At 46.2% G+C, this 15,582-nt stretch carries 17 protein-coding genes and 1 pseudogene; 15 read left to right on the top strand and 3 right to left on the bottom strand.

The window, feature by feature from the left end; genetic code table 11:
- Positions 1-53 precede the first annotated feature (53 nt).
- The 8 genes and pseudogenes from rpsA (at position 54) to cysM (ending at position 8,313) form a co-directional block, all read left to right on the top strand.
- Positions 54-1,727 (top strand): 30S ribosomal protein S1, encoded by a 1,674-nt coding sequence (gene rpsA / locus NKE59_RS02235; RefSeq protein WP_353439290.1) that lies wholly within the window; start codon positions 54-56, stop codon positions 1,725-1,727.
- Between the two features lie 40 nt (positions 1,728-1,767).
- A pseudogene (locus NKE59_RS02240) lies at positions 1,768-2,064 on the top strand (integration host factor subunit beta); the annotation flags it as partial.
- A gap of 115 nt (positions 2,065-2,179) precedes the next feature.
- The gene (gene lapB, locus NKE59_RS02245; RefSeq protein WP_353439291.1) at positions 2,180-3,391 is read left to right on the top strand and encodes a lipopolysaccharide assembly protein LapB; all 1,212 of its coding nucleotides are present in this window, start codon (positions 2,180-2,182) and stop codon (positions 3,389-3,391) included.
- Between the two features lie 74 nt (positions 3,392-3,465).
- Positions 3,466-4,830, top strand: a complete 1,365-nt coding sequence (locus NKE59_RS02250; RefSeq protein WP_353439292.1) for a UDP-glucose/GDP-mannose dehydrogenase family protein — start codon at positions 3,466-3,468, stop codon at positions 4,828-4,830.
- Positions 4,831-4,862: 32 nt separating this feature from the next.
- On the top strand, positions 4,863-5,792 hold the full coding sequence (rfaE1, locus tag NKE59_RS02255; RefSeq protein WP_353439885.1) for a D-glycero-beta-D-manno-heptose-7-phosphate kinase: 930 nt from the start codon (positions 4,863-4,865) through the stop codon (positions 5,790-5,792).
- Positions 5,789-6,808: an ADP-glyceromanno-heptose 6-epimerase gene (gene rfaD / locus NKE59_RS02260; protein ID WP_353439293.1), complete on the top strand. Its 1,020-nt coding sequence runs from the start codon at positions 5,789-5,791 to the stop codon at positions 6,806-6,808. The genes rfaE1 and rfaD overlap by 4 nt, the downstream gene beginning before the upstream one ends.
- Before the next feature lie 93 nt (positions 6,809-6,901).
- Positions 6,902-7,345 (top strand): helix-hairpin-helix domain-containing protein, encoded by a 444-nt coding sequence (locus NKE59_RS02265; protein WP_353439294.1) that lies wholly within the window; start codon positions 6,902-6,904, stop codon positions 7,343-7,345.
- Between the two features lie 41 nt (positions 7,346-7,386).
- Positions 7,387-8,313 carry a cysteine synthase CysM gene (gene cysM / locus NKE59_RS02270; protein WP_353439295.1) on the top strand — a complete coding sequence of 309 codons (927 nt, stop codon included), beginning with the start codon at positions 7,387-7,389 and terminating at the stop codon, positions 8,311-8,313.
- Between the two features lie 2 nt (positions 8,314-8,315).
- Here the strand turns inward: cysM and NKE59_RS02275 are convergent, their stop codons facing one another.
- On the bottom strand, positions 8,316-9,578 hold the full coding sequence (locus NKE59_RS02275; protein WP_353439297.1) for a lytic murein transglycosylase: 1,263 nt from the start codon (positions 9,576-9,578) through the stop codon (positions 8,316-8,318).
- A 91-nt stretch (positions 9,579-9,669) separates the two neighbouring features.
- On the opposite strand from NKE59_RS02275, the gene NKE59_RS02280 reads away from it, so the two are divergent.
- From NKE59_RS02280 to NKE59_RS02290, 3 genes are read left to right on the top strand one after another with little or no spacing between them, the layout of a single operon-like run.
- On the top strand, positions 9,670-10,590 hold the full coding sequence (locus tag NKE59_RS02280; protein WP_353439299.1) for a histone deacetylase family protein: 921 nt from the start codon (positions 9,670-9,672) through the stop codon (positions 10,588-10,590).
- A 43-nt stretch (positions 10,591-10,633) separates the two neighbouring features.
- Positions 10,634-11,383 (top strand): electron transfer flavoprotein subunit beta/FixA family protein, encoded by a 750-nt coding sequence (locus NKE59_RS02285; RefSeq protein ID WP_353439301.1) that lies wholly within the window; start codon positions 10,634-10,636, stop codon positions 11,381-11,383.
- Positions 11,384-12,313 (top strand): electron transfer flavoprotein subunit alpha/FixB family protein, encoded by a 930-nt coding sequence (locus tag NKE59_RS02290; RefSeq protein ID WP_353439302.1) that lies wholly within the window; start codon positions 11,384-11,386, stop codon positions 12,311-12,313.
- Positions 12,314-12,320: 7 nt separating this feature from the next.
- Here the strand turns inward: NKE59_RS02290 and NKE59_RS02295 are convergent, their stop codons facing one another.
- Positions 12,321-12,686: a hypothetical protein gene (locus NKE59_RS02295; protein ID WP_353439303.1), complete on the bottom strand. Its 366-nt coding sequence runs from the start codon at positions 12,684-12,686 to the stop codon at positions 12,321-12,323.
- 86 nt (positions 12,687-12,772) lie between these two features.
- On the bottom strand, positions 12,773-13,279 hold the full coding sequence (locus tag NKE59_RS02300) for an META domain-containing protein (RefSeq protein ID WP_353439305.1): 507 nt from the start codon (positions 13,277-13,279) through the stop codon (positions 12,773-12,775).
- 202 nt (positions 13,280-13,481) lie between these two features.
- Between NKE59_RS02300 and rpsP the strand changes: the two genes are divergently transcribed.
- From rpsP to rplS, 4 genes are all read left to right on the top strand, one after another.
- Positions 13,482-13,727 (top strand): 30S ribosomal protein S16, encoded by a 246-nt coding sequence (gene rpsP / locus NKE59_RS02305; RefSeq protein WP_353439307.1) that lies wholly within the window; start codon positions 13,482-13,484, stop codon positions 13,725-13,727.
- A 32-nt stretch (positions 13,728-13,759) separates the two neighbouring features.
- Entirely contained in the window at positions 13,760-14,302 is a 543-nt protein-coding gene (rimM, locus tag NKE59_RS02310) for a ribosome maturation factor RimM (RefSeq protein ID WP_353439308.1), read from the top strand.
- Positions 14,303-14,319: 17 nt separating this feature from the next.
- Positions 14,320-15,072: a tRNA (guanosine(37)-N1)-methyltransferase TrmD gene (gene trmD, locus NKE59_RS02315; protein WP_353439309.1), complete on the top strand. Its 753-nt coding sequence runs from the start codon at positions 14,320-14,322 to the stop codon at positions 15,070-15,072.
- Positions 15,073-15,171: 99 nt separating this feature from the next.
- A complete protein-coding gene (rplS, locus tag NKE59_RS02320; protein WP_353439310.1) occupies positions 15,172-15,570 on the top strand; it encodes a 50S ribosomal protein L19 in 399 nt (132 codons plus the stop codon).
- The last annotated feature ends 12 nt before the right edge of the window (positions 15,571-15,582 follow it).

Raw genomic sequence — 15,582 nt, forward strand, 5'->3', positions numbered from 1 at the left:
GGTTTTATTAATTTAACCCGTCGGTTTTTTTGACGGCACAAAAAGTGAAACTCATGTCTGAATCGTTTGCAGCATTATTTGAAGAATCCCTAACCCGATCCAATATGAAAACCGGCCAGGTTATCTCGGCCGAAGTCGTTCGTATTGATCATAATTTTGTCGTTGTGAATGCGGGACTAAAGTCCGAAGCATTTATTCCTGTTGAAGAATTCCAAAATGACCAGGGCGAGCTCGAAGTAAATCCTGGTGATTTCGTTTCTGTCGCAATCGATGCGCTAGAAAATGGTTACGGCGATACCATCCTTTCTCGTGATAAAGCCAAGCGTTTGGCCTCATGGATGAACCTTGAGAAAGCGCTTGAAGGCGCAGAGATCGTGACCGGTACTGTTACTGGCAAAGTGAAGGGCGGCCTGACCGTTATGGTTAACGGTATCCGTGCGTTCCTCCCAGGATCTTTGGTCGATACTCGCCCCATTAAGGACACCAGTCCTTATGAAGGTAAGACCATGGAGTTCAAGGTCATTAAATTAGATCGTAAGCGTAATAACGTTGTCCTCTCTCGTCGTGCTGTTGTAGAAGCTAGCCAAGGCGAAGAGCGCGCCAAGATGATGTCTAACCTCCAAGAGGGTAGCGTTGTTCAAGGCACCATCAAAAATATTACCGATTACGGCGCATTCGTAGACCTTGGTGGTATCGATGGACTCTTGCACATTACCGATTTGGCATGGCGTCGCGTGCGTCACCCCAGTGAGATGTTGACCGTTGGCCAAGAAGTGACCGCCAAGATTTTGAAGTTTGATCAAGAGAAGAATCGTGTTTCCTTGGGTATTAAGCAATTAGGCGATGACCCATGGGTTGGTATTGCACGCCGTTACCCACCCAACACACGTCTCTTTGGTAAGGTAACCAACCTCACTGATTACGGCGCATTCGTTGAAATCGAAAGCGGCATTGAAGGTTTGGTGCACGTTTCTGAAATGGATTGGACCAATAAGAACGTTGCTCCAAGTAAAGCTGTTTCTTTGGGGACCGAAGTTGAGGTGATGGTCTTGGATATTGATGAAGACAAGCGTCGTATTAGCTTGGGTATCAAGCAATGCAAAGCCAATCCTTGGGAAGAGTTCTCACGCAGCCATCAAAAGGGCGACAAAATTAAGGGCGCCATTAAATCGATTACTGATTTTGGTGTTTTCATTGGTTTGCCTGGCGGTATTGATGGCCTGGTTCATTTATCTGACCTGTCTTGGAACGAGCCAGGCGAAGAGGCTGTTAAAGCGTTTAAGAAGGGCGATGAGCTCGAGGCAGTGGTCTTGGCTATTGATGTTGAGAAAGAGCGCATTTCTCTTGGCATTAAACAGATGTCAGGCGACCCCTTCAATAATTACACATCAACTAGCGACAAGGGTAGCCTAGTCTCTGGTACTGTGAAGAGTGTGGATGCAAAGGGTGCAGTGATTCATTTGGCGGATGAGGTAGAAGGTTATCTCCGCGCTTCTGAGATCTCAACGGATCGTGTGGAAGATGCGCGTAATGCCCTTAAAGAGGGTGATACTGTGTCTGCCATGATTATCAATATTGATCGCAAGTCACGCGCTATTAATTTGTCGATTAAGGCAAAAGATAGCGCTGATCAACAAGATACGATGAATAAGTTACAGAGTGATGCTGGCTCTGGTACAACGAATTTAGGTGCCTTGTTAAAAGCGAAAATGGATAACCAAAGCTAAGGTGATTCCGCCACTCTTAGAGTGGCGGACTGATTAGACTATGTCAGATCAAGAGCATCAAGCCATTACCCGTTCCGAGTTAGTCGAGAGTTTAGCGGAGCAGTTTCCGCAACTCTTGCCTCGTGACGTTGAGTTGGCCGTCAAAACATTACTCGACACCATGACCCAAGCATTGGCTGAAGGTAAGCGTATTGAGTTACGTGGCGTTGGTAGTTTTGTTCTGCACCATCGTCCTGCTCGTACGGGGCGCAATCCCAAGTCCGGTGAGAAAGTATTAATACCTGAAAAGCGGGTACCTCATTTCAAGCCAGGTAAAGAGCTACGTGAGCGAGTGGATTACAAACCACTTAATCAAAAATTAGTTACAGACAAAGGGAGTTCGGGTGCCTAGTCCCGCGGTGGCAGGTCTGCTACAGATCTAAAAATAAGTTCTTTTCTAAAAGCCACTGAACATGATTCAAATAGAAACCGGTTGGTTACTCCTAATACCTATCTTTTTTGGTTTGGGTTGGATTGCTTCGCGCTGGGATTTGCGTTTAGAGGCGCGTCAAGATGAGCGCGAGCGCTTAAAGCAACAGCGTTCCACCTTTAAAGGTTTAAACCTTTTGCTCAATGAGCAGCCGGATCAGGCCATTGAAACTTTGGTCAAGGTCGCACAACTTGATCCAGAGACAGTCGATTTGCACTTCTCGCTAGGCAATTTGTTTCGCCGCCGTGGCGAGACCGAACGTGCAATTCGGGTACATCAACATTTAGCAAATCGTGATGATATTAAGCCGCGTGATCGGGATCATGCGGCCTATGAGTTAGGCCGAGACTTCTTACGTGCAGGTCTATTGGATCGCGCAGAGGCGTCTTTAAATCAGGTGGGGCAGGGTAAATATGCCATTCCAGCAAAAGAGAGTTTGTTGGAGATGTATCAGGTTGAGAAGGATTGGAAAAAAGCAATCATTGCGGCTACAGAACTCCAAGGTTTGCAAGACAAAAGCCATCAACTAGAGATTGCCCAGTTTTACTGCGAGATCGCACAGGAAGCCTTAAGACGTAAAGACATGGCAGAGGCTGAAACAAGTATTAACCATGCCTTACAAGCGATCCCGAATCAAGCCCGCGCTCTTATTTTGCAAGGCGATTACTTTCTGGCAATGGAGCGTCCATTACAGGCTATCGAGGTTTGGGGGGTTGTTGCCAAAGAGAGTCCTGCTTTTATGCATTTAGTGGCTGATCGCTGGATGGCTGCACATTCTGCAGTGAGTCAGGCCGATACAGGCTTAGACCAATTGTTGGCTCTATTAAAGACCCAAGCTATTGGAGAGTTGTTAGATATTGCGCATAGGCATGTTATGCAAATACGTGGCGCACAAGCCGCTGAGAAAATGCTAGTAGAGGTGATGCAACATTCACCTACCTTGAGCGCACTCTCAAAATTAGCAGAGACGCGCTTAGTACTTGCCGAGGTCTCTGGGCCCGAAAGCCGAGTCGCTGATTTGAAATCCACCTTGGGTTTACTCAAACAGCGCACGACAGCCCTAGCGCGTTATACCTGCGGCAATTGTGGCTTTAGAGCTCGACGTTTTTATTGGCAGTGCCCAGGCTGCAATCATTGGGAAGCGTATTCTCCAAGGCGGAGTGAAGGCGCTGTACCAAGTGGCCCGTCTATGTAAGAAATGATTCAAAATTGTTAGGAATAATAAGCGGTAGTTAAGGAATAAATTCACGAGGATTTTAAGGAGCTTAATTGAGGGTAACGATTGTTGGAAGCGGATACGTGGGGCTTGTTACTGGAGCTTGCTTAGCAGAGCTTGGTAATACGATTTTTTGTTTAGATATTGATCAAAAAAAGATTGATATCTTGAACTCTGGCGGCGTCCCCATTTATGAGCCTGGTCTGCAAGAGATGATCGCCCGTAATCGTGCTGCGGGACGTATTCAGTTTTCTACCGATGTAGCGGCCGCAGTAGCGCATGGCGATATCCAATTTATTGCGGTAGGCACACCCCCCGATGAAGATGGTTCTGCTGATTTGCAATATGTGATCGCTGCCGCTCGTAATATTGGTAAGCACATGACTAGCCCAAAGGTTATTGTGGATAAATCTACTGTGCCGGTTGGTACTGCAGAAAAGGTAACCACTGCTATACAAGAAGAGCTTAAGATACGAAATCTTGATCCTGCTTTGTGTTCAGTGGTTTCAAATCCTGAGTTTTTAAAAGAGGGGGCTGCAGTCGAAGACTTTATGCGCCCTGATCGTATCGTGATTGGCACCAATGCAGATCCAGCGGGATTACGGGCCAAGGAAATGATGCGCAAGCTCTATGCGCCCTTCAATCGTCATCATGAGCGTACTTATTACATGGATGTAAAAAGTGCAGAGTTAACAAAGTATGCAGCCAATGCCATGCTAGCTACCCGAATCTCATTTATGAATGAGTTAGCCAATTTGGCAGATGAAGTTGGCGCTGATATTGAGGCAGTTCGCCAAGGGATTGGTTCAGACTCTCGCATTGGTTATGGTTTTTTATATGCAGGCACAGGATATGGCGGCTCTTGTTTTCCGAAGGATGTTTCGGCACTTTCTCAAACTGCACACCAATATGGACGTGATCTAAAGATTCTGGAAGCTGTTGAGTCTGTGAATCAAGCTCAAAAAACGATCCTGATTGAGAAGATCGTTAAGCGATTCGGGGAGAACCTAAAGGGCCACCAATTTGCTCTTTGGGGTTTGGCATTTAAACCGAATACCGATGATATGCGTGAGGCACCCAGTCGCCTAATTATTTCCGAATTGGTCAAGCGAGGCGCTAATATTTTGGCGCACGATCCTGTAGCCATGCCAGAGGCGCAGCGCTGTCTGGAGCTTGACTTTAAGTCGCACCCTAAGTTTTTGGATCAAGTAAAGATGGTAAAGGCTCCAGAAGATGCTCTGGACCAAGCTAGCGCTCTGATTATTGTGACCGAGTGGAAAGCGTTTAGAAGCCCTGATTTTGAGATACTAAAACAGAAGATGAAAACCCCTATCATTTTTGATGGACGTAATTTATATGAGCCCCAAACTATGAAAGAGCTCGGTTTTGAGTATCAAGGTATTGGTCGGCATAATTAGAGTGTTTAATAGGTAAAGAGCTCAAATTGACTATAGAAAAAGCCGATCGCAATCAATTTAGTAAGGCGCGCTTGCTAGTGGTGGGTGATGTCATGCTAGATCGTTATTGGTTTGGAGATACTGGACGCATCTCACCCGAAGCCCCGGTGCCAGTGGTCCAGGTCGCAAAAATTGATGAACGTTTAGGCGGTGCTGCCAACGTGGCTCGCAATGCCTCTGCCTTGGGTGCGAAAACCACGATCCTCGGTGTTATTGGTCAAGATGAGGCTGGTAAGCGGGTTGAGCAGTTACTCCAAGAAAGTGGTGTCCAAAGTCAATTACAAGCTGATAGTATGGTACCCACTACAGTTAAGCTGCGAGTAATTGCTAGACAGCAGCAGCTCATTCGTCTCGACTTTGAAGAGACGCCCAGTCAAAACTCCTTGGATGAGAAGCTAAAACGTTTTGAGAGTTTGCTGCCCCAAGTAGATGTCGTCATTTTGTCTGATTATGGCAAAGGCGCATTAGAGCAAGTGTCCGCCATGATTGCTCTTGCGAAGGCGAATAAGAAACTAGTTTTAGTCGATCCCAAGGGTGATGCTTATAGCAAATACAAAGGCGCTACGGTTTTAACTCCCAATCGGAGTGAGTTGCGTCAGGTGATTGGGCAATGGAGTGATGAGGCTGATCTTACAAAAAGGGCTCAGTCCTTGCGTCAAGAACTAGAGCTTAGTGCATTGCTATTGACCCGCTCGGAAGAGGGCATGACTCTCTTTACCGAAAAGGGTACGGAACATGTTCGCGCTCAGGCGCGTGAGGTATTTGATGTCTCGGGTGCTGGAGATACCGTGATCGCTACCCTGGCAGTAGCTATGGCAGCCGGTTGGCCACTTGAGCGTGCGATGGCATTAGCAAATCGTGCAGGCGGTATAGTGGTGGGTAAGCTGGGTACAGCAACCGTTTCCGCAGAGGAGCTTCAGTGACATATATCGTAACTGGCGCAGCTGGTTTTGTAGGCGCAAATATTGTGCGGGCACTGAATGCTCGTGGCGAAAAAAATATTATCGCTGTTGACGATTTGCGTCCTGCTGATAAATATCGAAATTTAGCTGATCTTGATATTGCTGATTACATCGACAAAAACGATTTCTTAGAAGGATTTGATGAGGGCTGGTTTGGGAAGATAAAGGCAGTCTTTCATGAGGGGGCCTGTTCTGACACCATGGAAACGGATGGTGTTTTTATGATGAATAACAATTATCAGTACTCCGTCAATCTATATGAGATTTGCACTACACAAAAAGTTCCATTTTTATATGCCTCATCTGCGGCAACCTATGGCGGATCGGATGTTTTTGTGGAGCAACGACAACATGAGAAGCCTTTGAATATTTACGGCTACTCTAAATTTTTATTTGATCAGTATATGCGTGCTCGTTTTGCTGAGAGAGCGCCAACCGCCCAAGTTGTTGGTTTTCGGTATTTCAATGTCTATGGCCCACGTGAATCTCACAAGGGTCGCATGGCTTCCGTAGCATTTCATCACTATCACCAATTTAAGACCAATCAAACTGTAAAACTCTTTGGTGAGTATGGAGGTTATGCAGCAGGTCAGCAGGCTCGAGACTTTGTCTCAGTTGAGGATGTCGTAAAGGTCAATATGTTCTTTCTTGATCATCCTGAGAAGAGCGGTATCTTTAATTTAGGAACGGGAAGAGCGCAACCCTTTAATGATGTAGCCATTGCTACTGTCAATACAATGCGTAAATTAAAAGGTGAGAATGCATTACCTTTAACAGAGTTAGTAAAAGCGGGTCTGATTCAGTACATTCCATTCCCGGATGACTTACGCGGTAAGTATCAATGTTTTACCCAGGCCGACCTTACTCAATTGCGGACTGCGGGTTATGCAGCAGACTTCCTAAATGTTGAGGAGGGTGTCAGCCGATACATCGCTTGGCTGTCAGCGAATTCTGATTTTTTGGCTAATCCTCTCTAAACCCTTTTTTTAGTCAACACAATCTATTTCCTAGCGTTGAGGAAGACCATGTCTTTTTGTCATGGGAATTTCGTTAACACTCAAGGAGAAAATATGGGTTTATCAGCACTTATCAATACATCTAAAAATAGCTTATCCAAAAAATCAGCTATTTGGATGATTGCGTTAGCGCTTGCTGCGCCACTTTGTATGAACTATGCGCATTCAAGTCCTATTAATGTGAACACTGCTAGCCAGTCAGAGCTCGAAAGTATTCGTGGTTTAGGGCCATCAAAGGCCAAAGCAATAATTGCGGAGCGAGAGAAGGGTGGCGTCTTTTATGATTCCTATGATTTGCATTCACGGGTGCGCGGCATTGGTGAGCGATCGGTTGGTAAGCTGATGGAGAATGGTTTAAAGATTGAGGGACAGAGCGGGTATCGTGAGACCAAAAGTAATGCGCGTACAGAGTCACGATCAAACCGGAGAAGTTCCAAGAGCCAAGCTAAAGCGCCTCAGACTGAGACCGAGAAGCCGAGTACGCGTAAACGGTTTTGAGTAAATTTACCGATTTATTTGCTTGTGGCTAAAATGGGTTTATGACTCAATCAAACCCTGCTCATTCCCTATATCCAACTATTTCTCAAACCATTGGGAATACACCCTTGGTTCGCTTACAGCGTATTCCAGGAATGGAGAATGAGCGCCGTGGCAATATCATTCTGGGCAAATTAGAAGGTAATAATCCTGCGGGGTCGGTGAAAGACCGCCCCGCACTTTCAATGATCTTGCATGCACAAGAGCGCGGTGATATTAAGCCTGGCGATACCTTAATTGAGGCCACCAGTGGTAATACAGGCATTGCAATCGCCATGGTTGGCGCAATGTTAGGTTACAAAATTATTTTGGTCATGCCTGAGAATCAAAGTCTAGAGCGTAGGCAGAGTATGGCGGCTTATGGGGCCGAGTTAATTTTGACCTCTAGTTCTGGAGGCATGGAGTTAGCCCGTGATTATGCCGAGCAATTGCAAAAAGAAGGGCGCGGCAAACTTCTGGATCAATTTGCTAATACAGATAATCCCCGCGCTCATATTGAAACCACCGGCCCCGAGATCTGGCGTGATACACATGGGCAAATCACTCATTTTGTGTCGGCGATGGGAACGACGGGAACCATTACTGGGGTCTCCACTTACCTAAAGTCAATGAATCCCGAGATACAAATTATTGGTGGGCAGCCGGAGGATGGTTCCCAAATTCCGGGGATTCGTAAATGGGCACCAGCATATCTTCCTAAAATCTATCAAGGGGAGCGGGTAGATCGTATTGAGTATGTGACCCAGGCTGAAGCTGAAGAGATGGCACGTCGCATGGCTAAAGAGGAAGGGATTTTCTGTGGAATCTCAGCAGCTGGCGCATTGGTGATTGCATTGCGTGTCGCACGAACAGTTGAGAACGCAACGATTGTCTTTATTGTGTGTGATCGCGGTGATCGTTATTTATCGACAGGCGTATTTCCTGCATAAATTCAGTTTGCAGGATTCTCAGTCTTCTTAAGCTTTTTCACTTTCTTTTCCTGTTTCTTAGGCTTTTGCTGCTCCTTTGCTCGCTTTTGAGTGCCTTGCTCCTGAACGGGGAAGACGCTTTTATTGCTATAGCCAAGCGACTCTGCAAACTCCGCAACACTCTGTGCATAAAAATAGCTACGGTTGTAGTTGACGATACTCAAGAAGTTGGCAAGACCCACGACATATTCCACTTCAGGATCCTGTCTATTGCCAGGGGATGGAAGATCAACAATAAGAGCCTTACTGTTGGATTCAACCCCACCTTGAAGAAGATCGCCTTGCTTAGGGTCTAGGATGCCTAACTCTATTAACTGGTTGACCGTTAATTTAGCAATGGGTTGACCATCCGCCAGCTCCATAATCTTGGGCCGCGTCTGCTCATTGATTATGGTAGGAAAGTAGATTGGCATACCAGCCTGCCAACCATGTACTTTAAGAAAGTTGGCTACGCTAAAGATTGCATCTCTATTACTTTTACGCAAATCAATAATTCCGTTGTTATCGCCATCCTTAGCAAATTGCAAGATACTGCCCGGCATAAATTGTGGAAGGCCAATGGCACCGGCGTAGGAGCTACTTTGATTAAGACAGCGGTTAAAGCCTTCTTGTTTGCGATTCGCATCTCGCCAACATAGGGCAATCAAATCTTTTAATTGATCCCTAAATAAGGCCTGACGAGCAGGTCGGTTTGGAGCCTCTGGGTAGTCAAAGGAAAGGCTCGTTAGGACATCTTTCACTCTAAAGTTACCCATTTGGCGGCCATAGATTGTTTCAACACCAATAATGGCTGCAATGACCTGATAGGGCACCCCACTTTCTTGCTCTGCTGCCACTAAGGCTGAACGGTTTTGTTCAATAAAGGTGAGGCCTGCCTTAATCCGAACGGGTTCCACAAAACGACTGCGATAAACCCGCCAATTCTTCTGAAAAGTGACCGGAGGAGGGGCAACGAGTTTCTTAATCTGGCTTAAGTTTTTGCTATCCCGAAAGCCCAGTTCAAGGCTTTCTAGAGGAATTGAGTGACTTTTGGAGACCTCGGCGATTAATGCCCGTAACTGCTCTTGGTAGTTTGCCTCTGTTTTTGGATCAACAGGAGGTTCTGATACCTCTTCTAATTTGGTAGAGGCCGAACCTTCTTGGGTAATTGGAGTGGGGGTGGGGGTGGCGCAGGCCCCCAAAATAAGGCTCAGCCCTAAAATCGATAGGTAGGATAGTGTTCTCAAGTTGGCGCTAAGATAGAAGTAGTTTTGATAGAGATGCTAGTTTAGTGAGCAAAGTAGTAATTTGTATACAAAATATAAGAGAGACAAGTAAATGACGACAGCCTATATCAGTCATCCCGATTTTATGAAACACGAGATGGGGTGCCATCATCCCGAGTGTCCCGAGCGTATCCAAGCTATTGAAGATCAATTAATTCAGAGTCGCTTAGATGGCCATTTAAAACGAATTGACCCACCTCTGGCAACTGAGGCTGATATTACCCGTGTGCATAGCGAGGATCACTTGGCATTCATAAAAAGTAAGGCTCCAACGAGTGGCTACGCCATGATCGATGGTGATACGATCATGAACAGCTCAACCTGGAATGTCTCTTTGCGTGCCGCTGGAGCTGCTATTGCAGCGGTAGACGCAGTGATGAAGGGCGAGGTTAATAACGCCTTTTGTGCAATTCGCCCCCCAGGACATCATGCAGAGCCCCATCGCTCAATGGGCTTTTGTGTTTTTAATACCATTGCCATTGCAACCCGATACGCGATTGAGCAGTATGACCTAGATCGAGTTACCGTGATTGATTTTGATGTACATCATGGCAACGGTACCGAAGCAGCATTTATCGATGACCCCCATGTGCTCATGTGTAGCTTCTTTCAGCACCCGTTCTATCCCTACAGTGGTTTGGAGGGTGGGGATAATATGGTGAACATCCCCTTGCCAGCCAGTACAAGCGGAAAGCTTGTTCGAGAGATGATTAATAAGATATGGATTCCACGCCTGCAAGAGTTCAAACCTCAATTGATTATGATCTCCGCAGGCTTTGATGCCCACCGAGAGGATGATTTGGGGCAAATGGGCTTAGTAGAGGATGATTATGTGTGGATTACACAGCAGCTCATGAATGTTGCCAATCAGTCTTGCGATGGAAAAATTGTTAGCTGCCTCGAGGGTGGCTATAACCTATCCGCATTGGGTAGGAGTGTTGCTGCTCATTTGAAGACCTTGGCTGAGCTCTAAATAGCGATAAAATAAGAACTTATTTGGTTGATAAAGGTAGCAAATGAAGGTCTTGGTATCCGTTAAGCGAGTTGTTGATTACAACGTCAAAGTGCGCGTGAAGTCAGATCAATCCGGGGTTGATATTGCGAATGTAAAGATGAGCATGAACCCGTTTGATGAGATCGCCGTTGAAGAGGCCGTTCGACTTAAAGAGGCAGGTATCGTCAGTGAGGTTATTGTTTTCTCCGCTGGCCCTCAACAGTGTCAAGAGACCTTGCGTACCGCTCTCGCGATTGGCGCTGACCGCGCTATATTGTTAGAAACCGATACCGAGCTCCAGCCGCTAGCAGTTGCAAAATTACTGCAAGCGATTTACCAAAAAGAGCAAGTGCAACTGATTATTTTAGGAAAACAAGCGATTGATGATGATAGTAATCAGACCGGTCAAATGCTTGCGGCTTTACTGAACCTTCCCCAAGCAACTTTTGCCTCAAAAGTAAGCATTGCAGATGGCAAGGCTCAGGTAACTCGCGAGGTGGATGGCGGCCTTGAGACCGTATCGATTTCATTACCAGCCGTGATCACAACTGATTTACGCTTAAATGAGCCTCGGTATGTAACTCTGCCAAACATCATGAAGGCCAAGAAAAAGCAGCTAGATGTTCTTAAGCCAGAGGATTTGGGGGTTGATATTGCGCCTCGTTTGAAAACGATTCGGGTGGAAGAGCCCCCAAAGCGCATTGCAGGCATCAAAGTACCAGATGTGGCTAGCCTGATCGATAAATTAAAAAACGAAGCAAAGGTTCTATAAATGGCTGCTTTAGTTCTGGTCGAACATGACCATCATTCTTTAAAAGCGGCTACCCGTCACGCTGTGAGTGCGGCAAAGCTCTGCAGTCCTGAGGTTGATCTGTTGTTAATCGGTAGCAATGCTGGGGCTATTGCTCAAGCTGCAGCAGGTATTGCTGGTATCCGTAAAGTTTTGCATGCCGATGCAACACAGTTTGCAGATCAGCTACCAGAGTCTGTTGCCGAACAAATGATTGCTCTGGCCTCGGATTATGATTATTTCTTGGCACCCGCCACCGCTCACGGAAAAAGTGTGATGCCTCGTGTTGCTGCCAAATTAGATATTGCTCAGCTTTCAGATATTACGAGGGTGGTCTCAGGCGATACATTTGAGCGTCCCATTTATGCAGGTAATGCGATTGCAACAGTGCAATCGAGTGACGCTAAAAAAGTAATCACGGTACGCACAACAAATTTTGAGGCTGCGCCGGAGGGTGGCTCGGCTGTGATTGAGTCGATTAAACCTGTAGATCCATATGAAGCATCTCAATTTATTGGGCGAGAACTGACAAAGTCGGATCGACCTGAGTTATCCGCTGCCAAAATCATTGTGTCTGGTGGGCGCGGCTTAGGTTCTGCCGAGAAATATAAGGAATTAATTGAGCCTTTGGCTGATAAATTGGGTGCTGCTCTCGGAGCCTCCCGCGCTGCCGTAGACGCAGGTTATGTGCCGAATGATTATCAGGTTGGTCAAACTGGAAAAATTGTTGCACCACAGCTATATATTGCGGTTGGTATCTCAGGAGCAATCCAGCACTTGGCTGGAATGAAGGACTCAAAAATAATTGTGGCGATCAATAAAGATCCTGACGCACCGATCTTTGGTGTAGCCGATTATGGCTTAGTGGGGGATTTATTTACTTTGGTACCCGAGTTAACAGCTGCGATTTAGTAAAAAGTTACTGACTAATTTTTCTGGCTTCTTCAATCTGATACATGAAGAACTGCTCAAAGCCAATTGCTAAGAAGATCATCATTACTCCCGCTCCAAGGATTAACGACAGGATCACGGAAATAACCACCGGCCATCCAGACTCTGTCTTTTGATTATCCTTAGCTTCAGTATTGAACTGCGCATCCCATTTTTCATCAGGGCGTAAGCCAAATGCAATGGTTGTTAACCAACTTGCCTCGATAGCAATAAACCCTAGGATCAGTAAGAACCAAGCGGCGCCTGATGAGCTAGTATTTTGTTGTAGAAGCCAATAGCCCATGGCGCCACCCAGCAAGGAAAGCAATTGCATCCAAGCCCAAAAGCTTTTCATGCCTTGGAGATAAAAGCAATTGAATCCAGTCCCCGGCAAAAATAATCCCAGAGCGCAGAACCTTAATTTAGATCGAAATGATTGCGTCATTTGGAGGAAAGATTGATTTGAGAAAAGCTTAAGACCTCACGATTGGGCCCAATAATCAGTAAGCGATCGCCATCGCGCGCAATCGTTCTGTAATCATTTAAGAGGTACAAGAAATCGCGTTCGATTTCTTCTCGTGCTGTAGAGCAAGCCATGCGCGTTGTAGCAATTTGATTAATTTGAAATCCACGGGTATCTTCTACGATCTGCGCCGTAAAGCGATTGCAGGCGCTATACCCGCTCATTCGATTGCCGCTGAACTGTAGTTGGATTTTTTGACCCTGATCATTTGGTAATGAACGAAGACGAACCTCACCCATCGCATTGGGCGGTAGATTCCAGCGAGACAGTTCCCAGTGCGTTCCTTTGAGCTCGGCAGCCGGGGGAGTATTTTTAGCGGCGCACGGGGGGGTTATATTGGCGCAAGCCCCCAAAACGCAGACTCCCGAGACCAATAGGATGGATCGTTGGATTCGTTTACCAAAAGGAGTTAGAAGCTTAAGCATATTTTTTTATAAGTTATTGATTTATATGTACTTTTATAGTTATCTTTAATAATAGTTTGGTAAGTTAGTAGAGTTTATAAGGGTTTTCGTCTAGAATATTAGGTTTTCTGCTGTCTCTACACCTTATTGCATTGCCTTTGCAGACAGTCGGTGTATTTAACCAGTTAATTAACCCGTATTACTAGGATCTTAAGGAATAAATATGGTCGTCATTCGACTCGCACGCGGCGGTTCAAAAAAGCGCCCTTTTTACAGCATTGTTGCTACCGATAAACGTAATCGTCGCGACTCAAATTACATTGAGCGTTTAGGTTATTTCAATCCAAAAGCAGCTGAGAAAGAGCAAGCAATGCGCCTTGCTCAGGACCGTTTAACTTATTGGACTGGCGTTGGAGCTCAGATCTCCCCAACCGTTAAGCGTTTAATCAAGGACCATCCTGCAGCCTAATTCATAGGCTTACGAGCTTTCATGGAGGTGTTGTGATTCATCAGCCTCCTTCTGACCTGATAGAGCTTGGGCAGGTATTTGATGCCCAAGGCCTCAAGGGGCACATTAAGGTGCGCCCCTACTCTCCTGACCCTGTAGCCCTTCTCCAATGTAAGCAAATCTGTTTGCAACGGGATGGCGCTCGAGGGGCTTCAATCGATGCTACCTACACAGTCAACCAGGCAAAATTACACAGCGGTTTTGTGGTCATGGCTCTTGAGGGCGTTACCGATCGTGATGCTGCTTTGTTATTAAAGGGCTCGTCCTTAAAGCTTCCTAGAACTAGCTTCCCCAAGACGGAGCAAGGTACCTATTACTGGATTGATCTGATTGGTTGCAGGGTGCTGAATGAGGAGGGCGCTGAACTTGGTTTCGTTGATGAGATCGCTGAATATGGCGCCCATCCAGTCATGACCGTGGGGAAGGAACTGATCCCCTTTGTGCCCGATCTTGTAAAGTCAGTAGATCTTCAGGCTAGCGATGCCGGGGGCGTTGGAACCATAGTGGTTGCCTGGCAAGCCAATTGGAGCAAATAAGTAATTTGAAGGCCCGTATGCATTTTGATGTTGTTACTCTTTTCCCTGAAATGTTCACCGCTTTGACAAAAAGTGGGGTAACTGGGCGAGCATGTGAGCACGGACTTACAACTGTAAGTACATGGAATATAAGAGATTTTTGTGAGGATCCTCGTAAAACAGTCGATGATCGTGCTTATGGGGGAGGGCCTGGTATGGTCATGCTCATTAAGCCGCTTGAGGAGACCTTGGCGGCGATTCAGAAATCCCATCAACAATCTGGGATAGAGTCCGGTCCAGTTTGTCTTTTAAGCCCTCAAGGAAAGACATTTTCGCAAAAGTTAGCAACAGATATGCTTAAATACAGTAACTTAACGCTAATTTGTGGACGATATGAGGCAGTAGACCAGCGTTTTATTGACCGAAATGTGGATTTTGAGCTATCCATCGGCGATTTTGTACTTTCCGGAGGTGAAATCCCTGCCATGGCGGTTATGGATGCCATGATTCGCTTGATTCCGGGGGTGTTGGGGGACGAGAATTCAGCCTTACAAGATAGTTTTGTTAATGGCCTTTTAGACCATCCACACTATACCCGGCCTGAAATTTATGAAAATTTATGCGTTCCAGACGTGCTTTTAGGCGGACATCACGCTAAAATAATGGATTGGCGTCGGCAAAGGTCTTTAGAGCTGACGTTAAAGCGTCGTCCAGACCTCATTGAGGCTGCGCGCGCAAATGGGTTGCTAAACCAAGACGATGAGCTGTTTTTAAAGGAACTCTCAGAGTAATAAGAATATTGGTTTGGCTTAGTTGTTTTAACTGCATCCTCTATTGGGCCCGCTGATTGATCACGGGATTAACGCCAACATGATGCCTAAGGAGTTGTAATGAACTTGATCCAAAAAATCGAGCAAGAAGAAATTGCTCGTCTAACCGCCAACAAAACGATTCCAAGTTTTGCACCCGGCGATACCGTTGTAGTCAGTGTAAACGTGGTTGAAGGTAGTCGTAAACGTGCTCAGGCTTTTGAGGGCGTTGTGATTGCCAAGCGTAACCGTGGCCTGAATTCTAGTTTCATCGTTCGCAAGATTTCATCTGGCGAAGGTGTGGAGCGCACTTTTCAAACTTATTCACCATTAATCGCTAGCATCGAAGTGAAGCGTCGTGGTGATGTGCGTCGTGCGAAGTTGTATTACTTGCGCGACCGCTCTGGTAAGTCTGCTCGTATTAAAGAGAAGCTCAAGGCGCGTGTTAAAGAAACAGTTGCCGAGACAGCCGCAGAGTAATCTCACTCTTAT

The organism is Polynucleobacter sp. UK-FUSCHL-C3, from assembly GCF_040409815.1.
Taxonomy (GTDB): Bacteria; Pseudomonadota; Gammaproteobacteria; order Burkholderiales; family Burkholderiaceae; genus Polynucleobacter.

Excerpts from the sequence above, each read along its gene's own strand:
- rpsA (WP_353439290.1), top strand. The coding sequence starts at position 54 with ATGTCTGAATCGTTTGCAGCATTATTTGAAGAATCCCTAACCCGATCC.
- lapB (WP_353439291.1), top strand. The coding sequence starts at position 2,180 with ATGATTCAAATAGAAACCGGTTGGTTACTCCTAATACCTATCTTTTTT.
- NKE59_RS02265 (WP_353439294.1), top strand. The coding sequence starts at position 6,902 with ATGGGTTTATCAGCACTTATCAATACATCTAAAAATAGCTTATCCAAA.
- cysM (WP_353439295.1), top strand. The coding sequence starts at position 7,387 with ATGACTCAATCAAACCCTGCTCATTCCCTATATCCAACTATTTCTCAA.
- NKE59_RS02280 (WP_353439299.1), top strand. The coding sequence starts at position 9,670 with ATGACGACAGCCTATATCAGTCATCCCGATTTTATGAAACACGAGATG.
- NKE59_RS02285 (WP_353439301.1), top strand. The coding sequence starts at position 10,634 with ATGAAGGTCTTGGTATCCGTTAAGCGAGTTGTTGATTACAACGTCAAA.
- NKE59_RS02290 (WP_353439302.1), top strand. The coding sequence starts at position 11,384 with ATGGCTGCTTTAGTTCTGGTCGAACATGACCATCATTCTTTAAAAGCG.
- NKE59_RS02295 (WP_353439303.1), bottom strand. The coding sequence starts at position 12,686 with ATGAAAAGCTTTTGGGCTTGGATGCAATTGCTTTCCTTGCTGGGTGGC.
- NKE59_RS02300 (WP_353439305.1), bottom strand. The coding sequence starts at position 13,279 with ATGCTTAAGCTTCTAACTCCTTTTGGTAAACGAATCCAACGATCCATC.
- rpsP (WP_353439307.1), top strand. The coding sequence starts at position 13,482 with ATGGTCGTCATTCGACTCGCACGCGGCGGTTCAAAAAAGCGCCCTTTT.
- trmD (WP_353439309.1), top strand. The coding sequence starts at position 14,320 with ATGCATTTTGATGTTGTTACTCTTTTCCCTGAAATGTTCACCGCTTTG.
- rplS (WP_353439310.1), top strand. The coding sequence starts at position 15,172 with ATGAACTTGATCCAAAAAATCGAGCAAGAAGAAATTGCTCGTCTAACC.